19 protein-coding genes are annotated in these 22,437 nt (G+C 63.0%); 15 read left to right on the top strand and 4 right to left on the bottom strand.

The features are described 5' to 3' along the window. The first annotated feature begins 3 nt into the window (after positions 1-3). Positions 4-1,908 (top strand): potassium transporter Kup, encoded by a 1,905-nt coding sequence (locus tag C404_RS41200; RefSeq protein ID WP_031329288.1) that lies wholly within the window; start codon positions 4-6, stop codon positions 1,906-1,908. An 82-nt stretch (positions 1,909-1,990) separates the two neighbouring features. On the opposite strand, the gene C404_RS41195 is transcribed toward C404_RS41200, so the two are convergent. Continuing rightward, positions 1,991-2,431 (bottom strand): hypothetical protein, encoded by a 441-nt coding sequence (locus C404_RS41195; protein ID WP_021194628.1) that lies wholly within the window; start codon positions 2,429-2,431, stop codon positions 1,991-1,993. Between the two features lie 201 nt (positions 2,432-2,632). After that, on the bottom strand, positions 2,633-4,969 hold the full coding sequence (locus tag C404_RS41190) for a Tex family protein (protein ID WP_021194627.1): 2,337 nt from the start codon (positions 4,967-4,969) through the stop codon (positions 2,633-2,635). A gap of 110 nt (positions 4,970-5,079) precedes the next feature. Here C404_RS41190 and C404_RS0129865 point away from each other — a divergent pair, with 110 nt between their 5' ends. The 3 genes from C404_RS0129865 (at position 5,080) to C404_RS41180 (ending at position 8,277) form a co-directional block, all read left to right on the top strand. Next, the gene (locus C404_RS0129865) at positions 5,080-5,844 is read left to right on the top strand and encodes a hypothetical protein (RefSeq protein ID WP_031329286.1); all 765 of its coding nucleotides are present in this window, start codon (positions 5,080-5,082) and stop codon (positions 5,842-5,844) included. A 36-nt stretch (positions 5,845-5,880) separates the two neighbouring features. Beyond that, a complete protein-coding gene (locus C404_RS41185) occupies positions 5,881-6,084 on the top strand; it encodes a DUF465 domain-containing protein (RefSeq protein ID WP_021194625.1) in 204 nt (67 codons plus the stop codon). Positions 6,085-6,159: 75 nt separating this feature from the next. Continuing rightward, positions 6,160-8,277, top strand: a complete 2,118-nt coding sequence (locus C404_RS41180) for an ATP-dependent DNA helicase (protein ID WP_021194624.1) — start codon at positions 6,160-6,162, stop codon at positions 8,275-8,277. Between the two features lie 71 nt (positions 8,278-8,348). Here the strand turns inward: C404_RS41180 and C404_RS41175 are convergent, their stop codons facing one another. Then, a complete protein-coding gene (locus C404_RS41175; protein WP_031329284.1) occupies positions 8,349-9,194 on the bottom strand; it encodes an outer membrane protein assembly factor BamD in 846 nt (281 codons plus the stop codon). Between the two features lie 15 nt (positions 9,195-9,209). Between C404_RS41175 and C404_RS41170 the strand changes: the two genes are divergently transcribed. Then, the gene (locus C404_RS41170) at positions 9,210-10,322 is read left to right on the top strand and encodes an RluA family pseudouridine synthase (RefSeq protein WP_021194622.1); all 1,113 of its coding nucleotides are present in this window, start codon (positions 9,210-9,212) and stop codon (positions 10,320-10,322) included. Continuing rightward, complete coding sequence (pgeF, locus tag C404_RS41165; protein WP_021194621.1) at positions 10,306-11,115, top strand: peptidoglycan editing factor PgeF; 810 nt, start codon at positions 10,306-10,308, stop codon at positions 11,113-11,115. Before C404_RS41170 ends, pgeF begins: the two co-directional genes overlap by 17 nt. Before the next feature lie 12 nt (positions 11,116-11,127). Here the strand turns inward: pgeF and C404_RS41160 are convergent, their stop codons facing one another. Further along, positions 11,128-11,340: a hypothetical protein gene (locus C404_RS41160; RefSeq protein ID WP_021194620.1), complete on the bottom strand. Its 213-nt coding sequence runs from the start codon at positions 11,338-11,340 to the stop codon at positions 11,128-11,130. Positions 11,341-11,606: 266 nt separating this feature from the next. Between C404_RS41160 and phaC the strand changes: the two genes are divergently transcribed. The 9 genes from phaC (at position 11,607) to C404_RS41115 (ending at position 22,414) form a co-directional block, all read left to right on the top strand. Continuing rightward, positions 11,607-13,403: a class I poly(R)-hydroxyalkanoic acid synthase gene (gene phaC / locus C404_RS41155; RefSeq protein ID WP_031329283.1), complete on the top strand. Its 1,797-nt coding sequence runs from the start codon at positions 11,607-11,609 to the stop codon at positions 13,401-13,403. An 86-nt stretch (positions 13,404-13,489) separates the two neighbouring features. Beyond that, a complete protein-coding gene (locus C404_RS41150) occupies positions 13,490-14,671 on the top strand; it encodes an acetyl-CoA C-acetyltransferase (protein ID WP_021194618.1) in 1,182 nt (393 codons plus the stop codon). A gap of 111 nt (positions 14,672-14,782) precedes the next feature. After that, positions 14,783-15,523, top strand: coding sequence for a 3-ketoacyl-ACP reductase (locus tag C404_RS41145; RefSeq protein ID WP_021194617.1), 741 nt, complete (start codon positions 14,783-14,785; stop codon positions 15,521-15,523). 406 nt (positions 15,524-15,929) lie between these two features. After that, positions 15,930-16,484, top strand: a complete 555-nt coding sequence (gene phaR, locus C404_RS41140; RefSeq protein ID WP_021194616.1) for a polyhydroxyalkanoate synthesis repressor PhaR — start codon at positions 15,930-15,932, stop codon at positions 16,482-16,484. A gap of 210 nt (positions 16,485-16,694) precedes the next feature. After that, positions 16,695-17,675, top strand: a complete 981-nt coding sequence (locus tag C404_RS41135; RefSeq protein ID WP_031329282.1) for a tRNA dihydrouridine synthase — start codon at positions 16,695-16,697, stop codon at positions 17,673-17,675. 84 nt (positions 17,676-17,759) lie between these two features. After that, complete coding sequence (gene rimO, locus C404_RS41130) at positions 17,760-19,121, top strand: 30S ribosomal protein S12 methylthiotransferase RimO (RefSeq protein WP_031329281.1); 1,362 nt, start codon at positions 17,760-17,762, stop codon at positions 19,119-19,121. Positions 19,122-19,220: 99 nt separating this feature from the next. Continuing rightward, positions 19,221-20,405, top strand: coding sequence for a beta-ketothiolase BktB (gene bktB / locus C404_RS41125; RefSeq protein ID WP_021194613.1), 1,185 nt, complete (start codon positions 19,221-19,223; stop codon positions 20,403-20,405). After that, complete coding sequence (locus tag C404_RS41120; protein ID WP_031329279.1) at positions 20,380-21,129, top strand: hypothetical protein; 750 nt, start codon at positions 20,380-20,382, stop codon at positions 21,127-21,129. The genes bktB and C404_RS41120 overlap by 26 nt, the downstream gene beginning before the upstream one ends. 73 nt (positions 21,130-21,202) lie before the next feature. Next, a complete protein-coding gene (locus C404_RS41115) occupies positions 21,203-22,414 on the top strand; it encodes a cystathionine beta-lyase (protein WP_021194611.1) in 1,212 nt (403 codons plus the stop codon). The last annotated feature ends 23 nt before the right edge of the window (positions 22,415-22,437 follow it).

The raw sequence follows: 22,437 nt of genomic DNA, 5'->3' as shown, positions 1-22,437 counted from the left end.
CGCATGAGTCAAGCTCTTACAGCAGCAGGGGTCCCCCCCAAGACCAACGTCAACCTGCGTGCCATGGTGATCGGTGCGGTCGGTGTGGTGTTCGGCGACATCGGGACCAGCCCACTGTACTCGCTCAAGGAAGCGTTCAATCCGGAGCACGGCATTCCGTTCTCCAACACCGCGGTACTCGGCATCATTTCGATGCTCTTCTGGGCGATGGTGATCGTGGTGTCGCTCAAGTACGTACTGTTCGTCATGCGCGCCGACAACAACGGCGAAGGTGGCATCCTGGCTCTGATGGCGCTGTCGCTGCGCACGGCCAATCCGAATTCCAAGCGCATGTCGCTGCTGATGATGCTTGGCGTTTTCGGGGCGTGCATGTTCTATGGCGATGCGGTGATCACGCCGGCCATCTCTGTACTCTCAGCCATGGAGGGCCTGGAGATCGCGGCGCCCGCGCTGTCGCCGTTTGTGTTGCCGATCACCCTGGTGATCCTGACAGCGCTGTTCCTGATCCAGCGCAGCGGAACATCGGTGGTCGGCAAGCTGTTTGGGCCCGTGATGCTGGTGTGGTTTGCTGCATTGGCGGCGCTGGGCCTGATGAACTTGGTGAAGGCCCCCCAGATTCTGGTGGCCATCAACCCGATGTATGCGATTTCGTTCCTGCATGACCACGCGCTGCAGGCGTTCATCGTGCTGGGCTCCGTGTTTCTGGTGCTGACCGGCGCCGAGGCGCTGTACGCAGATATGGGCCACTTCGGTGCGCGCCCGATCCGCTGGGGCTGGTTCTTTATCGTCGCACCGAGCCTGCTGCTGAACTACTTCGGCCAGGGCGCCATGATGCTGACCGATCCGAGCACGATCGAGAACCCGTTCTACCGCTCCGTGCCGGAGGCGCTGCAACTGCCGATGGTGGTGCTGGCCGCAGCGGCAACCGTCATCGCCTCGCAGGCGGTGATTTCGGGCGCGTTCTCGCTGACGAGCCAAGCGATTCAGCTGGGTTTCGTGCCGCGCATGCGTATCCGTTATACGTCGGAAGCCGAGATCGGCCAGATCTACGTGCCGATGGTCAACTGGATGCTGCTGATTCTGGTGATTGGCGTGGTGCTGGCGTTCAAGAAGTCCGACAACCTGGCTGCGGCCTATGGTATTGCCGTGACGACCACGATGGTCATCACCACGGTGCTGGCGGCGGTGGTGATGCGCTCGGTGTGGCGCTGGAACACGGTGCTGGTGACGCTGGTGATCCTGGGCTTCCTGGTGGTCGACCTGGCGTTCTTTGCGGCCAACCTGCTGAAGATTCGTGACGGCGGCTGGTTCCCGCTGATGCTGGGTGCTGGCGTGTTCTTCCTGCTGATGACCTGGTACAAGGGCAAGAAGCTGCTGCGCGCGCGCAGCCTGGAAGACGGCATTCCGCTGGAGCCATTCCTGGCAGGCCTGATGGCCCATCCGCCGCATCGCGTGGAAGGCACGGCGGTGTTCCTGACTGGCAATACCGACTTTGTGCCTGTGTCGCTGCTGCATAACCTGAAGCACAACCGCGTGCTGCACGAGCGCGTGATCTTCATCAGCTTCGTCACGCGCGACATTCCGTACGTGGATGACAAGCACCGCGTGACCGTGCGCGATCTAGGCGGCGGCATCTACATCGTCAAGGCCGAATATGGCTTCAAGGAAACGCCGGACGTGTACCGCGTGCTCGAACTTGGCCAGCCGCAGATCGGCACGCGCTGCGAACTGATGGATACGTCATTCTTTATCGCGCGTGAATCGGTGGTGCCGTCCAAGCTGCCGGGGATGTCGATGTGGCGCGAGCGCCTGTTTGCGTGGATGCATCAGAACGGCGCCAAGCCTTCGGACTTCTTCCATATCCCCGCTAACCGCGTGGTGGAGCTGGGGACCAAGGTCGAGATTTAAGACCCGCGTCACTGAAAGACAAAACGGCCCGTGCGGAGAGATGCACGGGCCGTTTTGTTTGGGGCGACGCTGGAGTTAGATCTTAGATCTTCGAAGCGTCGTGGTCGCGTTTGCGCACTTCGTGGTTGCGTGCGTGCACGTCGTGGTTGCGGTCCTTGACGTCGGCGTGCAGGTCTTTGCGGTCTTGGTGCAGATCGCGGCGGTCGGCGTTGACTTGGTGCTGGTCTTGCGCACGCTGTTTGTTCCAGTATTCAGCACCCTTGACGTTGCCGTTGGCCAGATCGCGGTCTTCGCGGCGTTGAGCGGCGTTGCGTTCAGCACGCTCGTCAGCCAGGGCGGCCTTGTCTGCGCTGATGTCTGCACGGTCGCGGCGGATATCGCGGTTGTCGTGACGGATGTCGCGGTTGTCCTGGTGGATCTGCTGATTGTCTTGCTGTACCTGTGTGACCGGGTTGGTCTGAGCGAAGGCAGCGGTACCAGCAACAGCAAGCAGAACGGCGATCAGGGTGTGGCTCGTCTTCATGGTGTTTCTCCTCGTGGGTGCCAGGCGCGGTGTGTGCCTGTGCCTCCTTAACGGGCCGGAAAGACGGGCCGACGACGCGCGAGTGTTAGAAAAGTTCCACGCACGTAAGGACTTGTAACGTGCTCCGCGTGGGTGGCTTCGCGCCAAAGAAAAACCCGCCGGGTCCGAAGACCGGGCGGGTTCTAGCCAGCAGAACGCGTCTTAGCGCTTGAGCTTGGCGAAGGCGGCTGCCATCGCGCCACCAGCCGGTGCTGCCTCACGGCGTTGCTGACCCCCTTGGCGATTGCCGCCGCCGTTCGGGCGATCGCCGCCGCCGGTGCGCGCCGGCGTCTGGCCCGGCTCGTCCGACAGACGCATCGTCAGGCCGATACGGTTGCGCTTCACATCCACCTCCATCACCTTGACCTTGACGATCTGGCCGGGCTTGACCACCTCGTGCGGGTCGCGCACGAACTTGGTCGACAGCGCCGACACGTGTACCAGCCCATCCTGATGCACGCCGATGTCGATAAACGCGCCAAAGGCGGCCACGTTCGTCACCACGCCTTCGAGCACCATCCCGGGCTGCAGGTCCTTGATATCTTCCACGCCGTCCTGGAACGTGGCCGTCTTGAACTCGGGGCGCGGGTCGCGCCCGGGCTTTTCCAGCTCGGACAGGATGTCCACCACGGTCGGTAGGCCGAACTTCTCGTCGGTGAACTCGCGGGCGGTCAGGCCGCGCAGGGCTTCGCGGTTGCCGAGCACGTCGCCGATGCCTTTCTTGATGCTGTCCAGAATGCGCTTGACCACCGGATACGCTTCCGGGTGGACCGACGAGCGGTCGAGCGGGTTGTCGCCGTCATTGATGCGCAGGAAGCCGGCGGCCTGCTCGAACGTCTTGTCACCGAGGCGCGGCACCTTCTTGAGCGCATCGCGGTTGGTAAACGCGCCGTTGGCGTCACGGTATTCGACGATGTGCTTGGCGAGGATCGAGTTCAGGCCCGACACACGCGCCAGCAGCGGGGCAGAGGCCGTGTTCACGTCCACGCCGACCGCGTTCACGCAATCCTCGACGATGGCGTCCAGTGCGCGGGCCAGTTCGCGCTGGTTCACGTCGTGCTGGTACTGGCCGACGCCGATCGACTTCGGATCGATTTTCACGAGTTCGGCCAGCGGGTCTTGCAGGCGACGGGCGATTGACACTGCGCCGCGCAGCGACACGTCCAGCTCCGGGAATTCCTTGGCTGCCAGTTCCGATGCCGAGTACACCGACGCGCCGGCCTCGCTCACCACGATCTTGGTCAGCTTGAGTTCGGGCATGTTGCGCATCAGGTCTTGCACGAGCTTGTCGGTCTCGCGGCTGGCGGTGCCGTTGCCGATGGAGACCAGCGCCACGTTGTGCTGCTTGGCCAGACGCGCCATCGTCGCGAGCGAACCGTTCCAGTCGCGGCGCGGCTCGTGCGGGTAGATCGTGGCGGTTTCCAGCAGCTTGCCGGTGTGGTCAACCACGGCAATCTTGCAGCCCGTGCGGATACCCGGGTCCACGCCCATCACGGCCTTCGGGCCAGCGGGTGCTGCCAGCAACAAGTCATGCAGGTTGCGGCCGAAGATCTTGATAGCCTCGGCTTCGGCCGACTCGCGCAACTGCGTCAGCAGTTCGGTCTCGATATGCGGCTGCACCTTGACGCGCCAGCACCAGCGGCACACGTCCGACAGCCACTTGTCCGCCGCGCGGCCCTTGTTTTCGATGCCGACATGGCGGGCGATCATGATTTCGCACGGGTGCGGGCTCATCGCGTCCTGCTCTTCGCCCAGACCCAGCTTCACGAACAGCACGCCCGCATTGCGACCGCGGAACAGCGCCAGCGCGCGGTGCGACGGCACGTTGCGGATCGGTTCGCTATACGCGTAGTAATCGCGGAATTTCTCTTCCTCGGCGCTTTCCTTGCCTTCCACCACCGTCGACGAGACCAGGCCCTGGCTCCACAGGTGCTCGCGCACCTTGCCCAGCAGCTCGGCGGTTTCGCCAAATTGTTCGGAGAGGATGTCGCGCGCGCCGTCCAGCGCGGCCTTCACGTCGGGCACGCCGCCATCAGCGGTCGGGTTGCCGTTGACGAACTTGGCGGCTTCGACTTGCGGATCCAACGTCGGGTCAGCCAGCAGTGCCTGCGCCAGCGGCTCCAGGCCACATTCGCGAGCGATCTGGGCGCGCGTGCGGCGCTTTGGCTTGTAGGGCAGGTAGAGGTCTTCCAGCACCTGCTTGGTTTCGGCCGCTTCGATGGCCGCGCGCAGCGGGTCGGTCAGCTTGCCTTGCTCTTCAATGGAAGCCAGGATCGCCGCGCGGCGGTCTTCCAGCTCGCGCAGATACAGCAGGCGCTCTTCCAGGTTGCGCAGTTGCGTGTCGTCCAGGTTGTCCGTCACTTCCTTACGGTAACGTGCGATGAAGGGCACGGTGGCGCCTTCGTCCAGCAGTTGCACGGCGGCGGCAACCTGATGCGGCTTGACCGCCAGTTCAACGGCAATGCGGGAGACGATCTTCTGCAACACGGAATCGGTCATTGCTTCCAGAGAGTGCGATGGGAAGCCGCGCATTTTGCCATAAGGCACAATCTGTTCCGGTGCTGATTGCGCGCCCCACGCGACGTTTGCCGCACAGGCGCGGTGATAAAATGCAAGTTATGCCTACGCTCCCGTTTTCTGCCCATCATCGCGCTGGTGCGCGCCGTGTTTCCCGCCTGGTTCTGCTGCTTGCCGCGCTCTGTACCGCGCCGGCGTGGAGCCAATCTCAGCCGGCCGCCGCGTCAACCCCTGCGTCGACCCCAGCCGTGTCTGCCACGCCGCCGGATTTCGGCGCAGAGCACGATCGCATCACCAGTGCCAAAGCGTGGGCTGAATACCGCTATGCGCAGACCGAGCGCGCCTGTTACGACAAGTTCTTCGTCACGCGCTGCATCGACAAGGCCAAGGATGTGCGCCGCACGGAACTCCACACCATCCGTGAGCGCGAGCTGGCGCTGGATGAAGCCGAGCGCGCCGACCGCGCTGCGCGTCGCGATCAGGATCGCGCCATTCGCGAGGCCCAATACAACGCCGAGCGTCCGCAGCGCGAAGCTGCTGAGCAGAAGAACCGCACCGACTTCCAGAACAAGCAGGAACAGCAGCGCCTGAACGAAGCGCAGCGCCAGGCTGAAGCGCCACAACGTGCAGCCAACGCACAGGCGAACGCTCAGAAGCAGGCGGAGCACGATGCCAAGCTCAAGGCCGCGCAAGAGCAGGGCGCCGCCAACGCCGCCAAGCGAGCGGAGAACGTCAAGCAGTTCCAGGAGAAGCAGCAGGACGCCGCGCAGCGTCAGAAGGAACTGGAAGAGCGCCGCGAGCAGACCAAGCGCCGCAACGAACAAAACAACAATAACGCGAGCCCGCTGGGGTTCTAAACTTTGAAGCGTGGACGGGTGTCCCGGGAGGAAGTGATGGACAGCGATCTGAACACGATCTCACGTCGCATCATCGAATTGCAGATCGAGCATCGCGATCTCGATTTCCTGATTGACAAGCTGGCGTCGGAAATCGATCACGACGAGTTGCAACTGCGGCGGCTCAAGAAGCGCAAGTTGAAACTCAAGGACGCGATCACGCTGCTACAGTTACAGCTTGAACCGGACGTGCCCGCCTGAGCATCGCCCATCCCAATTCTGAGAAGCCGCCAGCACGTGCGGCTTCCTTCATTTGCCCCCAGGGACTTTTCTCCGTTGACTTCGCTTGTCCCCCAGACCGCGCCGCCGAATGATTCCGATGCGGCTGGCGACACCTCTGCTTCCGCAGCCGTCCCTGTCGATGCCCATCATGCTGAACTGGCGACGCTCTTTGCCGACGACGGCACGCTGGCCAAAGGTATCGACTCGTATCGGCCGCGCAGCTCGCAACTGACGATGGCGCAGGCGGTGGCCAATGCCATCGAGGCCGCCGATTCGCTCATCGTCGAAGCCGGCACGGGCACGGGCAAGACCTACGCGTACCTAGTTCCGGCGATGCTGTGGGGCGGCAAGGTGATCGTGTCCACGGGGACGAAGAACCTGCAGGATCAACTCTTCCTGCGTGACATCCCGACGGTGCGCAAGGCGCTGAATGCGCCAGTGTCGGTGGCATTGCTCAAGGGGCGCGCGAACTACGTCTGCCATTACCACCTGGAACGCACGTCACAGAACGGGCGTCTGTCTTCGCGTCAGGATGCCGCGTGGCTGCGCCAGATCAATCTCTTCCTGAAGACCACGAAGACGGGCGACAAGGCCGAGATGTCCACCGTGCCCGAGAACGCACCGGTGTGGAACCTCGTTACGTCCACGCGCGACAACTGCCTCGGCTCCGATTGCGCGTACTACAAGGATTGCTTCGTCATGCGTGCCCGCAAGGAGGCGCAGCAGGCCGATGTGGTGGTGGTGAACCATCACCTGTTCTTTGCAGACGTGATGCTGAAGGACACGGGGATGGCCGAGTTGCTGCCGGCGGCCAACACGATCATCTTCGACGAAGCGCACCAGTTGCCCGAAACTGCCACGCTGTTCTTTGGCGAGACGATTTCGACCAACCAGATTCTGGAACTGGCACGCGATGCCGTGGCCGAGGGCCTGTCGCATGCGCGTGATGCCGTGGACTGGGTTGCCATTGCCGCGCCGCTGGAGCGCGCTGCACGTGATTTGCGCCTGGTATTCCGTCAGGACGGCGCGCGCCTATCCATCAAGCAGATCGACAACGATCAGGCGACGGCCAAGCCGTTCTACGAGGTGCTGCCGAAGCTGGAGCAAGCGCTGTCGGATTTCACAGGCGCGTTGGAGGCTCAGGCCGAACGTGCCGAGACCATCGAGCAATGCCATCGCCGCGCCGCCGCGCTGTGCGACCAGCTGGATGCATGGGCCAACCCCAAGCCGCCGCCCGTGGTGAAGAACGAAGAGGGTGAGACGGTGGAAACCGCGCCGTTCGATGAGCGCGTGCGCTGGGTCGAGGTGTTTGCCAATTCTGTGCAGCTGCATCTGACGCCGCTGTCCATCGCGCCGATCTTCTCGCGCCAGCGTGCGGGCCAGCCGCGCGCATGGATCTTCACCTCCGCCACGCTGTCGGTGCGTGGCAACTTCACGCACTACGCAGCACAGCTTGGGCTGAATCGAGATCAGTCGATGACGCTGGACAGCCCATTCGACTATGCGTCGCAGGGCTTGCTCTATGTGCCGCGTGATCTGCCGCAACCGAGCGATCCGCGCTTTACGGATGCCGTGCTAGATGCTGCCTTACCGATGATCGAGGCAGCGGGCGGCAAGACCTTCGTGCTGTGCACAACGCTGCGTGCCGTTAACCGGGCAGCCGAACGTCTGGCCGATGAGTTTGCCCAGCGCGGCTGGGATTTTCCACTGCTTGTGCAGGGGCAGGCCAGCCGCACCGAGTTGCTCGATCGTTTTCGCACGCTCGGCAATGCCGTGCTGATCGGCAGCCAGAGTTTCTGGGAGGGCGTGGACGTGCGTGGCGAGGCGTTGTCGCTGGTGGTGATCGACAAGCTGCCGTTTGCGCCGCCCGACGACCCAGTGCTGAGTGCGCGTATGGAAGCACTGGAAAAAAAGGGCTTGAGCCCATTCGCCGTGCACCAGTTGCCGCACGCCGTCATCACGCTCAAGCAAGGAGCAGGGCGGTTGATTCGCTCCGAGACCGATCGCGGTGTGCTGATGATCTGCGACCCGCGCCTGGTGGAGAAGAACTACGGCCGGCAGATCTGGCAGAGCCTGCCGCCGTTCAAGCGCACGCGCGAGGCCGACACGGCAGCGGGTTTTCTGCGCTCGCTGCAGCCGGATACGCCGCCAACAGACGCCAGTTCAGACTGACATCGACGTGACGCACAAATAAAAAGCCCGGCCAAACCAGACCGGGCTTTTTACTGCTGTTCAAGCCTTGCTTACCACATCTGGTACCACGGCTTGTCTTTCTTGCGCTGACCGAAGGCGAGGAAATCGCTGCTCGGGTAGTTCTGCTTGATGATGCGCTCGGTGTCGTCGCGCATGTCCTTCATGCCCAGCGCTTCGTACGACTTCATCATGATGTACAGCGCTTCCTCAACTGCCGGGGCGCGGTCGTAATCCTTGATGGCGTCCTGTGCGCGGTTGACTGCGGCAAGGTAAGCGCCACGGCGATAGTAGTAGCGTGCAGCGCCCACTTCATGCTCGGCCATCGCGTTCACGATGTACTGCATGCGTGCGGTCGCATCCGGCGTGTACTTGCTGTTCGGGAAGCGCGTGATCAGCGTCTTGAACGCGTCGTAGGCGGCGCGCGCTGCCTTGGGGTCGCGTTCGCTCAGATCTTGGTTCGAGAAGCGGCCAAGCCAGCCCAGGTTGTCGTTGAAGTTGATCAGGCCCTTGAGGTAGTAGGCGTAATCGACGCTGGGGTGGTTCGGGTGCAACTGGATGAAGCGATCAACCGCAGCCAGTGCAGCAGCAGTTTCGCCATCCTTGTAGTTGGCGTAGGCGGTTTCGATCTGCGCTTGCTGAGCAAACGGGCCGAACGGATAGCGGCTTTCGAGCTTTTCGTAGTACTTGACGGCCTTGGCGTAGTCGCCGCCATCGAGCGATTCCTTCGCTTCAGAATATAATTTGTTGGCTGACCAGCCAGCCGTTTCGTCTTGCTGTTCTGGCAGGATGCCGCAGGCCGAAATGGTCAGGCATGCAAACCCTACCGCCAACACTGCTCCGATTTGTGCGCGGATTCGTACTCCAAAACGCGCCTGCTTTACGCTCGTGACCGACATGGGCACCTTTTCTCAATGAAAAATCGCATCAAGGATTATAGCCCAAGCCCCGCGTCAGACGACGCAGCGGCTGACGTTTCCATCACTTCGCAAGAAACCGAAGACGCGCTTGATGATGAGGCACTCGATCTGCCTGCCGTCGGTGGCGCAGAGGCGGCTGAGCCGATCGTCGTGGAGGTTCCTGAAGTTCTGCACGGAGAGCGCCTGGATAAGGCGCTGGCCAAGCTGCTGCCCGATTACTCGCGCAGCCGCCTGCAGCAATGGATCGACGCCGGTGCCGTGCGCATGGATGGCGCGGCGGTGCGCCCGCGCGCGGCGGTATCCGGCGGCGCTCGCATCGAGGTCGTGCCACAACGCGCGGCCGATGAGAACGCCTTCGTGGCCGAGCCGATCGACCTAGATGTCGTCTACGAAGATGACACGCTGCTCGTCATCAACAAGCCGGCCGGCCTGGTTGTGCACCCGGCTGCAGGCAACTGGAACGGCACGGTGCTCAACGGCTTGCTGCATCGTTATCCCGATGCCGCTCAATTGCCGCGCGCTGGCATCGTGCACCGTCTCGATAAAGAAACCTCCGGCCTGATGGTCGTCGCCCGCACGCTGCCTGCACAGACCGATCTCGTGCGTCAGTTGCAAGCGCGCACGGTCAAGCGGACCTATCTGGCGCTGGTCTGGGGTGAAACGCCAGAAGAGGCCACCATCGATGCGCCGATCGGCCGTGATCCTCGCGACCGCACCCGCATGGCCATCATCGAGACGGCCAGCGGTAAGCAGGCGCGTACGCATTTCAAGACACTTGACGTGGTGGACCTGGGGCGTGCGCAGGTGTCGCTGGTGCGCTGCCAGCTTGAGACCGGCCGTACGCATCAGATTCGCGTGCATTTTGAGTCCGAGGGGCACCCGTTGCTGGGCGATCCGGTCTACACGCGTAACTTCCGTCGCGGCAAACCGCAGACGATCAAGGCGCAGTTGCCGGTGCCGTTTGCGCGGCAGGCGCTGCACGCGGTGCGCCTTGGGCTCGTACACCCTGCATCTGGCAAGTCGGTCCATTGGACGGCCGAGGTGCCCGACGATTTCGCAGAGCTGATGGAAGCCCTGGACCTGGACCCCGATGTCGATTTCAACTGATTGGATCATCCCCGACTGGCCGGCACATCCACGCGTCAAGGCGCTGGCGACCACGCGGCTGGGTGGTGTCAGCACCGGCCCTTACGGTCTGGCCGGCGGCCTGCCGGGTGGCCTGAATCTGGGCCGACACGTGGGCGATACGCCGGATGCCGTCGAACAGAATCGCCGCATCCTGCGTGCCGCCGTGCCTGCTGAGCCGGTGTGGATGGAGCAGGTGCACGGCACTGGCGTGGCGGACCTGGATCAACTCACCAACGTGTCGGCACCGGTGGTGGCTGATGCCGCAGTGGCGTCTTGGCGCGATCGCGTTTGTGTGGTCATGACGGCCGATTGCCTGCCTGTGCTGCTAAGCGACGCGCGTGGCGTGACGGTCGGGGCGGCGCATGCCGGTTGGCGTGGGCTGTGCGGTGGCGTGATTGAGCGCACGGTCGACGCGATGATGCAACGGCTGCGTGCCTGCGGTCAGGAGGCTGATCCGACATGGCTGGCATGGCTGGGCCCTGCGATCGGCCCATCATGCTTCGAGGTTGGCGCGGAAGTGCGGCAAGCCTTCATCGATGCGGCTCAGCCGGATGAATTGCCGGCTACCGAAGCGGCATTCGTGAAGGGCGTGTCGGAAGGAAAGTTCTTCGCCGATCTCTATGCGCTGGCCCGGCTGAGGCTGGCACGTGTCGGTTGTACGGATGTGTACGGTGGCGGCTTGTGCACGATGACGGACGCCGATCGCTTCTACTCGTATCGCCGGGAGCGCACGACTGGCCGCATGGCCACCCTGATCTGGCGCGCGGAATAACGTTGATTGACGTCAGTTGGCGCCGTCGCTGGATGCGGCGGCGTCATTCTCTGCTTCCCGCGCTCGTCTGCGCCGCTTGCGTGCCGGCGAGTCGACAATCCACAAGAAGAGCGACAGCGGCGCCACGCCGTACAGGATGAATGTGCCGATGCCGGCAATCCACGATTGCTCAGTCAAGGACATCATCAGGACAACGTAAAGCCAGCCAATGGCGACGATATACATGGCGGAAGGCGCCCGGCGTTTGCGCAATGGGGCAGTCTCGCACGAAATTGCATCGGCTGGACCATAGCCCGCCACCGTGCTTAGCCATTCAAGCACGCCGCGCCCAGGCGGATTCGGCAAAACCCTTACTGGATCACGGTTTACAGGCAATCATCGGTCAACTCCGATTGACAGCCTTGAAACGGCAAGGCAACAATGCCCCGGAATACTGCGATTTGCGCCGCATAACCACCCGGAACGGCGCGTATCGCATGCATGAGGGCACTATGGCAACGCGTCAATCCGCATCTTCCAAAGCATCTAGCGCCCACACCCAAGCCCCCTGGCAGGGCTTGCCGGATCCGGCGCAATGGGCTGAGCAGTTCAAGCAATGGCAGGCCTACGCTGGCGCATTCGCGCAGCCAGGCGCTGCCGCTCCCGGCCTTGGCCAGTTCAATGGCGCTCAGATGATGGGCGAGGGCGCCGTGCCCTTCGCACTGATCCCGCCGGAGCGTCTGGCTGAAATCCAGCAGAAATACCTCGAGGAGTGGCTTCAGATCTGGCGCCATATGAGCACCGGCGATAGCGCCGATGCTGTTGCACCGTCCGATCGCCGTTTTTCTAACGAGGCCTGGCGCAAGAGCCCGCTCTACGGCTATGCCGCAGCCTTCTACGTGCTCAACGCCCGTACGCTGATGGAAATGGCCGATGCCGTGCAGGCCGACGCCAAGACCCGTGAGCGCGTGCGTTTTGCCGTGTCGCAATGGACGGCCGCCATGTCGCCGTCCAATTTCCTTGCGACGAACCCCGAGGCGCAGAAGCAACTGCTCGAATCGCGCGGCGAATCGCTGCGTACCGGCATCCTGAACATGCTGCAGGACATGGAGCGCGGCAAGATTTCGCAGACCGACGAGACGGCGTTCGAGATCGGCCGCAACGTGGCCAACAGCGAAGGCGCGGTCGTTTTCGAGAACGATTACTTCCAGCTCATCCAGTACAAGCCGCTGACGGCCAAGGTCTATGCCAAGCCGCTGCTGCTCGTGCCGCCTTGCATCAACAAGTACTACATCCTCGATTTGCAGCCCGCCAATTCACTGGTGCGCTATGCGGTGGAGCAGGGCAACACGGTGTTCTTGGTGTCGTGGCGCAACCCCGATATCAGCATGGCCTCGCGCACCTGGGAGGACTACATCGAGGGCGGCGCGATTGAGGCCATTCGCGTGGCACGTGAGATCTCGGCGCAGGACCAGATCAACGTACTGGGCTTCTGTGTGGGCGGCACGATTCTCTCCACGGCACTGGCCGTTCTGGCCGCGCGTGGCGAGCACCCGGCAGCGAGCTTGACACTGCTGACGACGCTGCTGGACTTTACCGACACCGGCATCCTTGACGTCTTCGTCGATCAAGCCCAGGTGGAGATGCGCGAGCAGACCATCGGCGCAAATGCTCCGACTGGCCCTGGTTTGCTACGCGGCGTGGAGTTGGCAAACACCTTCTCGTTCCTGCGCCCGAACGATCTGGTCTGGAACTACGTGGTCGAGAACTATCTGAAGGGTAAGACGCCCGCACCGTTCGACCTGCTGTACTGGAACGGCGATTCGACCAACCTGCCGGGGCCGTGGTACTGCTGGTATCTGCGCCATACGTACTTGCAGAACGACCTGAAGGAGCCGGGCAAGCTGACGGTGGGCGGCACGCCTGTCGACCTCGGCAAGATCGATGCGCCGGTCTACATCTACGGCTCACGCGAGGACCATATCGTCCCGTGGCAATCCGCATATGCGTCGGTGCCGCTGCTCAAGGGCAAACGGCGCTTCGTGCTGGGTGCCTCGGGTCATATCGCTGGCGTCATCAACCCGCCCGCGGCCAACAAGCGTTCGCACTGGATCAATACCAAACTGCCCGAGACCGCCGATGCGTGGTTCGAGGGCGCCAAAGAGCACCCGGGCAGCTGGTGGCCCGACTGGTCGGCTTGGCTAGCGTCACACGCTGGCGCACAAAAGGCCGCCCCCAAACGCTATGGCAATGCGGACTACTCGGAGATCGAGCCCGCACCCGGCCGTTACGTCAAACAGAAAGCGTAAGATCGCGCGCATGATCCCCCGTTGCCGTCGCGGCTGCGGCCACCGACGGTGTCCCCGACTCTCTTTCGACTGTGGAAGGTAAGCAAATGACCGATGTTGTGATCGTATCGGCGGTTCGTACCGCTGTAGGCAAGTTTGGTGGTTCGCTGGCGAAGATCGCCGCCCCGGATCTGGGTGCAACCGTGATTCGCGAGGCGCTCTCGCGTGCGAAGGTTTCGCCGGACCAGGTGAGCGAAGTCATCATGGGGCAGGTGCTGACCGCCGGCTCGGGCCAGAACCCGGCGCGCCAGGCCGTCATCAAGGCCGGGCTGCCCAACATGGTGCCGGGCATGACCATCAACAAGGTGTGCGGCTCGGGCCTGAAGGCCGTGATGCTGGCGGCCAACGCCATCATTGCAGGCGACGCGGATATTGTTGTGGCCGGCGGCCAGGAGAACATGTCCGCCGCACCGCACGTACTGCCGGGTTCGCGTGACGGTTTCCGGATGGGCGACGCGAAGCTCATCGACTCGATGATTGTGGACGGCCTGTGGGACGTCTACAACCAGTACCACATGGGCATCACCGCTGAGAACGTCGCCAAGGAATACGGCATCACGCGCGAGGCGCAGGACGAGTTTGCCGTGGCCTCGCAGAACAAGGCAGAAGCCGCGCAGAAGTCGGGCCGCTTCAACGACGAAATCGTTCCGATCCTGATCCCGCAGCGCAAGGGGGATCCGATCGCTTTCGCGCAGGACGAATTCGTTCGCCACGGCGCGACGCTGGACTCGATGGCTGGCCTGAAGCCCGCCTTCGACAAGGCTGGCACCGTTACGGCGGCCAATGCTTCGGGCCTGAACGATGGCGCTGCTGCTGTGGTCGTGATGTCTGCGGCCAAGGCCAAGGAACTGGGCCTGACCCCGCTGGCCACCATTCGTGCCTACGCCAGCGCTGGCCTGGACCCGAAAGTGATGGGCATGGGCCCGGTGCCGGCGTCCAAGCGTTGCCTGTCGCGCGCCGGCTGGTCGGTGAACGATCTGGACCTGATGGAGATCAACGAGGCGTTTGCCGCGCAGGCACTGGCCGTGCATCAGCAGATGGGCTGGGATACGTCCAAGGTGAACGTCAATGGCGGCGCGATTGCCATTGGTCACCCCATCGGCGCGTCGGGCTGCCGCATTCTGGTCACGCTGCTGCACGAAATGCAGAAGCGCGATGCGAAGAAGGGCCTGGCCTCGCTGTGTATTGGTGGCGGCATGGGCGTGGCGCTGGCAGTCGAGCGTCCGTAAATCTTTGTAGTGTTATCGGCGCGCGCTGAACGAAAGCGGTGTGCGCCGATCCGAAGCATCTCCGCTTGAGAAAAACTCGGGCGGTTCCAATAACAAGGACTAGGAGTGGACATGACCAAACGCATTGCATACGTCACCGGCGGCATGGGCGGCATCGGAACGGCGATTTGCCAGCGCTTGGCGCGCGACGGCTTCATCGTCGTCGCAGGTTGCGGCCCGAATTCGCCGCGCAAGGCAAAATGGCTCGAGCAGCAGAAGGCGCTGGGCTTTGATTTCGTTCCGTCAGAAGGCAACGTCGGCGATTGGGAATCGACCAAGGCCGCGTTCGACAAGGTCAAGGCTGAAGTGGGCGAGGTGGATGTCCTCGTCAACAACGCCGGCATCACGCGCGACGTGGTGTTCCGCAAGATGACCCGCGCTGACTGGGACGCTGTGATCGACACCAACCTCACGTCGCTGTTCAACGTGACCAAGCAGGTGATCGACGGCATGGTGGATCGTGGCTGGGGTCGCGTCATCAACATCTCGTCGGTGAATGGTCAGAAGGGGCAGTTTGGCCAGACCAACTACTCGACGGCCAAGGCTGGCCTGCACGGCTTCACGATGGCACTGGCGCAGGAAGTGGCGACCAAGGGCGTGACGGTGAATACCGTGTCGCCAGGCTATATCGCGACCGACATGGTGAAAGCGATTCGTCAGGATGTGCTCGATAAGATCGTCGGTACGATCCCGGTTAAGCGCCTGGGTGAGCCGACGGAAATCGCTTCGATCTGCGCATGGCTGGCGTCCGAAGAGTCGGGCTTCTCCACCGGCGCTGACTTCTCCCTCAACGGCGGCCTGCACATGGGCTGACCTTCAAACGCCCATGCTGCGGTCTTGCTGCAGCATGGGCGCAGCAATTTTTCCCCCGCAACCTGTTTTTACCCATTCGGTGCTGCGATGCTCAAGTGCGTCGCAGCAGCGTATTCGCGTTGCGCTTCGATACGCATTTGGGTGCATCAACCGTATCAAAATGCTGCGGGTTTTTACCGGGGGAGGTCGCCTTTTCTTTGCATGGCGATCCGCATAGAATCCAATCACGGAGGCGCTCCGCAGGGAGACACGGGGCGTCCGATCATAACCGGATGCATCTGCGTTGCCACATTCCTACGCAGATCGGAATAGCCGGGCAACCGCGTATTTTGCTGCACCGCTTGGTGCAGTCATTTCGCACTGCATCGGCTGCACCGCAGCAGCATCGCCAACACGGAAAGGCATGATGGCCACCAGCAAGAAGGGCACCGAACGGCTGATCAAGAAATATCCTAACCGCCGGCTCTACGACACCCAGACCAGCACTTACATCACGCTCGCAGACGTCAAGCAGCTCGTGATGGAGACCGAGGAATTTCGCGTGGTTGACGCGAAGTCCGGCGAAGATCTGACCCGCAGCATCCTGCTGCAGATCATCCTGGAAGAGGAAACCGGCGGCGTGCCGATGTTCTCCGGCTCGATGCTTGCGCAGATCATCCGTTTCTACGGCAATGCCATGCAGGGGATGATGGGCACGTACCTGGAAAAGAACATCCAGGCGTTCGTCGATATCCAGAGCAAGCTGGCCGAGAACTCGAAGGATCTCTACAGCGGCAACAGCTTCAACCCCGACATGTGGTCGCAGTTCATGAACATGCAGGGGCCGATGATGCAAGGCATGATGAGCAACTACATCGAGCAGAGCAAAAACCTGTTCGTGCAGATGCAGGAGCAGATGCAGAGCCAGGCCAAGAACATGTTCGGGACGTTCCCGTTCAACCAGCCGCCCGAGAAGAAGTAAGTCGGGCCAGCTTGGCGGACAAAGGCGAATCGCGCGGCGGTTCGCCTTTTTTTTTGGGGGGGCGATGGGAATGAGGCGACAGGGTAAAATGCGCGGCCTCAGAGGCTGATGCGTGCGCTTTGCGCATCACCTCAAAATCTCGATTCCCGCTTCGGTTATTCCCATGTTCAACCCCAGCTTCCGGCACATTGACCGGTTGGCCGCTTTCGCATGAGCCGCTTGTTGCTTGCCCCGATGGAGGGCGTCGCGGATTTCGTCATGCGTGACACGCTGACCCGCGCCGGTGGCTTCGATGGATGTGTCTCCGAGTTTGTCAGGGTGACAGGCTCCTTGCTGCCCCTGCGCACCTACGAGCGCGAGACGCCCGAAATCGCCAACGGCGGCTACACCGCCAGCGGCACGCCGATGGTCGTTCAGTTTCTGGGCAGCGACCCGGAATGGCTTGCCCGGAACGCCGCGTACGCCGCGACTTTGTCACCGCACGGGATCGACCTGAACTTCGGCTGTCCGGCCAAAGTGGTGAATCGGCACGGCGGCGGTGCCATGCTGCTTGATACGCCGGAAGTGCTGCACACGATCGTGGCGGCGGTGCGGGCCGCTGTCCCGCAGAACATTGCGGTGACGGCCAAGATGCGCCTGGGTGTTTCCGATACGTCGCGCGCGATCGAGTGTGCGACCGCCTTGGCAGAAGGTGGTGCGGCGTCGCTGGTTGTGCATGCCCGCACGCGCGATCATGGCTATCGCCCGCCAGCCCATTGGGAGTGGATTGCGCGTATCGCGGATGCCGTGCCCGTGCCCGTCATTGCGAATGGCGAAGTCTGGACCGTGGGCGATTGGGAGCGCTGCCGCGCCGTCAGCGGTTGCGATGACGTGATGATTGGCCGCGGTGCCGTGTCCGATCCGTTCCTGGCTCAGCGTATTCGCGGGCGGATGGAGCCGGACCCCTCCGCCGCAGAATGGCCGATTGTGCTGGGTTTTCTTGCCGACTATCTGAAGAAGCTGCACGCGCGCATCTTGTCGAAGCACGAGCATGGCCGGGTCAAGCTATGGCTCGGCTACCTGAAACGGACGTGGCCGCAGGCGGCCGAGTTGCACGATGCCATCCGGCGCCTGCAGGACCCGATGGAAATCCAACGCGTGATTGAGCACGCGCTGCATCAGGGTGGCCGGCAGACGGCTCCGGCAGGGTAAAATGCGTATCCGCGCGGCGCTCATGTACATACCAAGTACGTGTCAAACGCGCGGCACAAATACTCCCCACATCAGGTTGTCCCCATGTCCGACGTTAGTACCCAGAGCCCGAAAGTTGGCTTCGTTTCGCTTGGTTGTCCAAAGGCTTTGGTCGATTCCGAGCAAATCATTACCCAGCTCCGCGCGGAGGGGTACGAGATTTCCGGCACGTACGGCGGGGCGGACCTGGTGGTCGTCAACACCTGCGGTTTCATCGACGAGGCAGTGCAGGAAAGCCTGGATGCCATTGGCGAAGCGCTGGCCGAGAATGGCAAGGTGATCGTCACGGGCTGCCTGGGCGCCAAGAAGGACGCTGCGGGCCAGGACATCATCACCAGCGTGCACCCGAAGGTGCTGGCCGTGACCGGCCCGCATGCGCTGGGCGAAGTGATGGAAGCGGTGCACACGCACTTGCCCAAGCCGCACGATCCGTTCATCGACCTCGTGCCGCCGCAAGGCATCAAGCTCACGCCCAAGCATTACGCATATCTGAAGATTTCCGAGGGCTGCAACCACCGCTGCAGCTTCTGCATCATCCCGTCGATGCGCGGCGACCTGGTCTCGCGCCCGGTGGCGGAAGTGATGCTGGAGGCAGAAAACCTGTTGAAGGCCGGCGTGAAGGAACTGCTGGTCATCTCGCAGGACACCAGCGCCTACGGTGTTGACGTCAAGTTCCGCACGGGCTTCTGGAATGGCCGACCGCTCAAGACGCGCATGACCGAGCTGGTAGCTGCGCTGGGCGAACTGGCTTCGCAATACGGCGCCTGGGTGCGCCTGCACTATGTGTACCCATACCCGAGCGTGGACGAAGTGATGCCGCTGATGGCCGAAGGCAAGGTGCTGCCGTACCTTGACGTGCCGCTGCAGCACGCCCACCCGGACGTGCTCAAGCGCATGAAGCGCCCGGCCAATGCAGAGAAAACGCTCGATCGCATCCGTGCCTGGCGCGAGGTGTGCCCGGAGCTGACCATCCGCAGCACGTTCATTGCCGGTTTCCCGGGGGAGACGGAAGAAGAGTTTCAAACGCTGCTCGACTTCATCGCCGAAGCCGAACTGGACCGCGTGGGCTGCTTCGCCTACTCGCCGGTGGAAGGTGCGACCGCCAACGACCTGCCGGGCGCGCTGCCCGATGAGGTGCGTGAAGAGCGCCGCGCGCGCTTCATGGAAGTGGCGGAGCGTGTGTCGGCCCGCCGTCTGCAGCGCAAAGTCGGCAAATCGCTGCGCGTGCTGGTGGACGAGGTGAATCAGGAAGGTGGTATCGGCCGCTCGTCGGCAGATGCGCCGGAGATTGACGGTCTGGTCTACATCGCGCCGCCGTCCAAGCCTTACAAGCGCTACAAGGCTGGCGATTTCGTGTCGGTCAAGATCACCGGCGCCGACGGCCACGACCTGTGGGGCGAAGTTTGAGGCCGGCCAGGTGAGCTTACGTAGTTTTACCTAAAATTTTGCGAACGGTCGTGCGTTTATACTGACCGCCATTCATTTTTCAATTGCATGGAGACAGCAATGGCACGTGAAGTGGTGGTGGTCAGCGGCGTTCGTACCGCAATCGGGACGTTTGGCGGCAGCCTGAAGGATGTGGCGCCGTGCGAACTGGGTGCATTGGTCGTGCGCGAGGCACTGGCCCGTGCCGGTGTGAAGGGCGAAGAGGTCGGCCACGTGGTGTTCGGCCACGTCATCAACACCGAGCCCCGCGACATGTACCTCTCTCGCGTGGCGGCTGTGAACGGCGGCGTGTCGGCTGAAACGCCCGCATTCAACGTCAACCGCCTGTGCGGCTCCGGTCTGCAGGCAGTGGTGAACGCTGCGCAGACCGTTCTGCTGGGTGACGCCGATATCGCTATCGCCGGTGGTGCCGAGAGCATGAGCCGCGCGCCGTACCTGGCACCCGCGGCCCGCTGGGGCTCGCGCATGGGCGATGCCAAGATGGTCGACATGATGCTCGGCGCGCTGCACGACCCGTTCCACACCATCCACATGGGGGTGACGGCGGAAAACGTCGCCCGCGAATTCGGCATCAGCCGCGAGCAGCAAGATCAGACCGCGCTGGAATCGCACCAGCGTGCCTCGCGCGCCATCCAGGCCGGCTACTTCAAGGACCAGATCGTTCCGGTGACGATCAAGTCACGCAAGGGCGACATCCAGTTCGATACCGATGAGCACGTCCGCCACGACGCGACCATCGACGACATGACCAAGCTCAAGCCGGTTTTCGCCAAGGAAAACGGCACGGTTACGGCGGGCAATGCCTCGGGCCTGAACGATGCCGGCGCGGCACTGGTGCTGATGGAGCGTTCGGTGGCCGAGGCGCGTGGTCTGAAGCCGCTGGCGCGCCTGGTGTCGTACGGCCATGCTGGCGTTGATCCGAAGATCATGGGGATCGGCCCGGTGCCGGCGACGCGCCGCGCGCTGGAGCGTGCCGGCCTGTCGGTCAAGGATCTGGACGTGATCGAAGCCAACGAGGCGTTTGCCGCGCAGGCTTGCGCCGTGACGAAGGAACTGGGCTTGGACCCAGCCAAGGTCAACCCGAACGGCTCGGGCATCTCGCTCGGCCATCCGATCGGCGCAACGGGCGCCCTGATTACGGTGAAGGCGCTGCACGAGCTGCAGCGCATTGGTGGTCGCTACGCACTGGTGACCATGTGTATTGGTGGAGGACAAGGCATTGCGGCGGTGTTCGAACGCATCTGAACGCTTTCTTCTGATTGCGCGCCCGACTGGGCCGGCCGGCGCGTTGCTCGCGCTGGTGCTGGCCCTGGGCGCCGTAGGTGTGACAACGGCGTCTGCCCAGACGCCGGCTGCCAACAACGGCTATGACGTGTCGACCGGCGGCGCCAACGTGCAGCCGGGCGACCTCGGTCTGAACCGTGCCATCGCGGATGGCGACAAGCGACGTGCTGCCAAGGCCGGTAATGGGTTCTCCGCCCAGACGGCCCAACCTCAGGTGCTGCAGCCCCAGCCCGACTACGCGAAATATCCCGTCTATACCGGTGTCATCGGTGATGTGCCGATCCACATGCGCCTCGGCCGCAAGCCCGGTGAGATCGACAGCGTCCACGGCGAGTACACAGCGGGCAAAGGGCCGGGCGTGCGCCTCGTGACTGGCGAATATGAAAACGGCGGCTTCCTGATGGAAGAGTCCGACGACGGTACGAACGTCACCGGCACATGGGAAGGCGCCATCGACACGCACGGCATCGTGCATGGCACCTGGACGGATGTCGCACACGGCGGCAGTACGCTGCCGTTTGTGTTGCGGCCGGTCGCCGTGGTGGTGATCCCTCCGTACGATGCCTCCGCCAACAGTAATGCAGTGACGCCAGCCAGGCCACTGGTGCCCGCCGCACCTGGGCAGATCGCCCCGGCACCGGTGCTGCCGCCAGTCAATCCCGCGCGATCCAGCGCGCACTGGTAAGCTGCCGGGTCAGTTGCCCGCAGCACCAATCTGCCAGATCGGCTGCACGTACGCCACTCACCAGGAATCTTTCGTGAACGACGATACCAAGCTCCCGCCCAAGTTTCCCGCAACCCTGGCTGTGCATCCGGACCTGAATGTCCCGCCGGGTTTTGCCGCGTTCTCGCACGCTACGCATCGCGCCTCGACCGTGGTGTTCAAGAACCTCGCCGATATGCGTGCTTTCGGTAGCGGCAGTGTGGTGCACTGGCGTTACGGCCTGCATGCCACGCCGACCTCCGACGCGCTTTGCCAGGCGCTGGCGCAGATCGAAGGCGGTTCGCATGCGCTGCTGCTGCCCTCGGGCCTGGCGGCGATTTCGCTGGTGTACTTCGCGCTCATCAAGTCTGGCGACGACGTGCTGATCCCAGACAATGCCTACGGTCCGAACCGCGACCATGGCGAATGGATGGCACGCCAGTTCGGCATCACCGTGCGCTACTACGACCCGATGATCGGCGCCGGTATTGCTGACCTGATCCGTCACAACACCAAGCTGGTGTGGCTGGAAGCACCGGGTTCGGTGACGATGGAAGTCCCCGACTGCACAGCCATTGCCGAGGTGGCTCGTGCGGCAGGTGCCATCACGGCGATCGACAACACCTGGAGCGGCGGCGTGTACTACCAGCCGTTTGCGCACGGCATCGACATCTCCGTGCAGGCGCTGACCAAGTACCAGTCTGGCGGCAGCGACGTGCTCATGGGCGCTGCCATCACCAACGACGAGGCGCTGCACCACAAGCTGCTGGCCACGCGGATGCGCATGGGCTGGGGGGTCTCGGCGGACGACTGCTATTTCGTACTGCGCGGCCTGCCGAGCTTGCCGACGCGCTTGGCTGCGCACGATGCCCATGCGCGTGAAGTGGCCGAATGGCTGGCCGAGCGGCCCGAGGTCGTGCGCGTGCTGCACCCGGCGCTGCCTGATTGCCCGGGCCATGAGAACTGGAGGCGCGACTTTACCGGTGCCAGCGGCCTGTTTTCTATCGTGCTGCACGAGCGTTACTCGCAGGCGCAGATCGATGCTTTTATCGAGGCGCTGCGTTACTTTGCGATCGGCTTTTCGTGGGGCGGGGCGAACAGCCTGGCACTGCCGTACAACATCCCGTCGATGCGCACGGCTACGGCCTGGCCGCCGGCCGATTGGGAGAACGCGGGTGGTTTCGTGCGCCTGTATATCGGCCTGGAAGACCCGCGCGATTTGATCGCCGATCTGAAGCAGGCGATGGAGACGCACCTGCGGGCTTGATCTGGTCGGGGCAGCCTTCAGGG

Source organism: Ralstonia sp. AU12-08 (genome assembly GCF_000442475.1).
Lineage (GTDB): Bacteria > Pseudomonadota > Gammaproteobacteria > Burkholderiales > Burkholderiaceae > Ralstonia > Ralstonia insidiosa.
The sequence above is the reverse complement of the archived record's forward strand: the minus strand, read 5'-3'. Positions and strand labels throughout refer to the sequence as shown.

Coding starts and splice junctions, on each gene's coding strand:
- C404_RS0129865 (WP_031329286.1), top strand. CDS start 5,080: ATGCAAGTTATGCCTACGCTCCCGTTTTCTGCCCATCATCGCGCTGGT.
- C404_RS41145 (WP_021194617.1), top strand. CDS start 14,783: ATGACCAAACGCATTGCATACGTCACCGGCGGCATGGGCGGCATCGGA.
- C404_RS41195 (WP_021194628.1), bottom strand. CDS start 2,431: ATGAAGACGAGCCACACCCTGATCGCCGTTCTGCTTGCTGTTGCTGGT.
- C404_RS41160 (WP_021194620.1), bottom strand. CDS start 11,340: ATGTATATCGTCGCCATTGGCTGGCTTTACGTTGTCCTGATGATGTCC.
- bktB (WP_021194613.1), top strand. CDS start 19,221: ATGGCACGTGAAGTGGTGGTGGTCAGCGGCGTTCGTACCGCAATCGGG.
- phaC (WP_031329283.1), top strand. CDS start 11,607: ATGGCAACGCGTCAATCCGCATCTTCCAAAGCATCTAGCGCCCACACC.
- C404_RS41150 (WP_021194618.1), top strand. CDS start 13,490: ATGACCGATGTTGTGATCGTATCGGCGGTTCGTACCGCTGTAGGCAAG.
- C404_RS41200 (WP_031329288.1), top strand. CDS start 4: ATGAGTCAAGCTCTTACAGCAGCAGGGGTCCCCCCCAAGACCAACGTC.
- C404_RS41170 (WP_021194622.1), top strand. CDS start 9,210: ATGAAAAATCGCATCAAGGATTATAGCCCAAGCCCCGCGTCAGACGAC.
- pgeF (WP_021194621.1), top strand. CDS start 10,306: ATGTCGATTTCAACTGATTGGATCATCCCCGACTGGCCGGCACATCCA.
- rimO (WP_031329281.1), top strand. CDS start 17,760: ATGTCCGACGTTAGTACCCAGAGCCCGAAAGTTGGCTTCGTTTCGCTT.
- C404_RS41185 (WP_021194625.1), top strand. CDS start 5,881: ATGGACAGCGATCTGAACACGATCTCACGTCGCATCATCGAATTGCAG.
- C404_RS41190 (WP_021194627.1), bottom strand. CDS start 4,969: ATGACCGATTCCGTGTTGCAGAAGATCGTCTCCCGCATTGCCGTTGAA.
- C404_RS41135 (WP_031329282.1), top strand. CDS start 16,695: ATGAGCCGCTTGTTGCTTGCCCCGATGGAGGGCGTCGCGGATTTCGTC.
- C404_RS41175 (WP_031329284.1), bottom strand. CDS start 9,194: ATGTCGGTCACGAGCGTAAAGCAGGCGCGTTTTGGAGTACGAATCCGC.
- phaR (WP_021194616.1), top strand. CDS start 15,930: ATGGCCACCAGCAAGAAGGGCACCGAACGGCTGATCAAGAAATATCCT.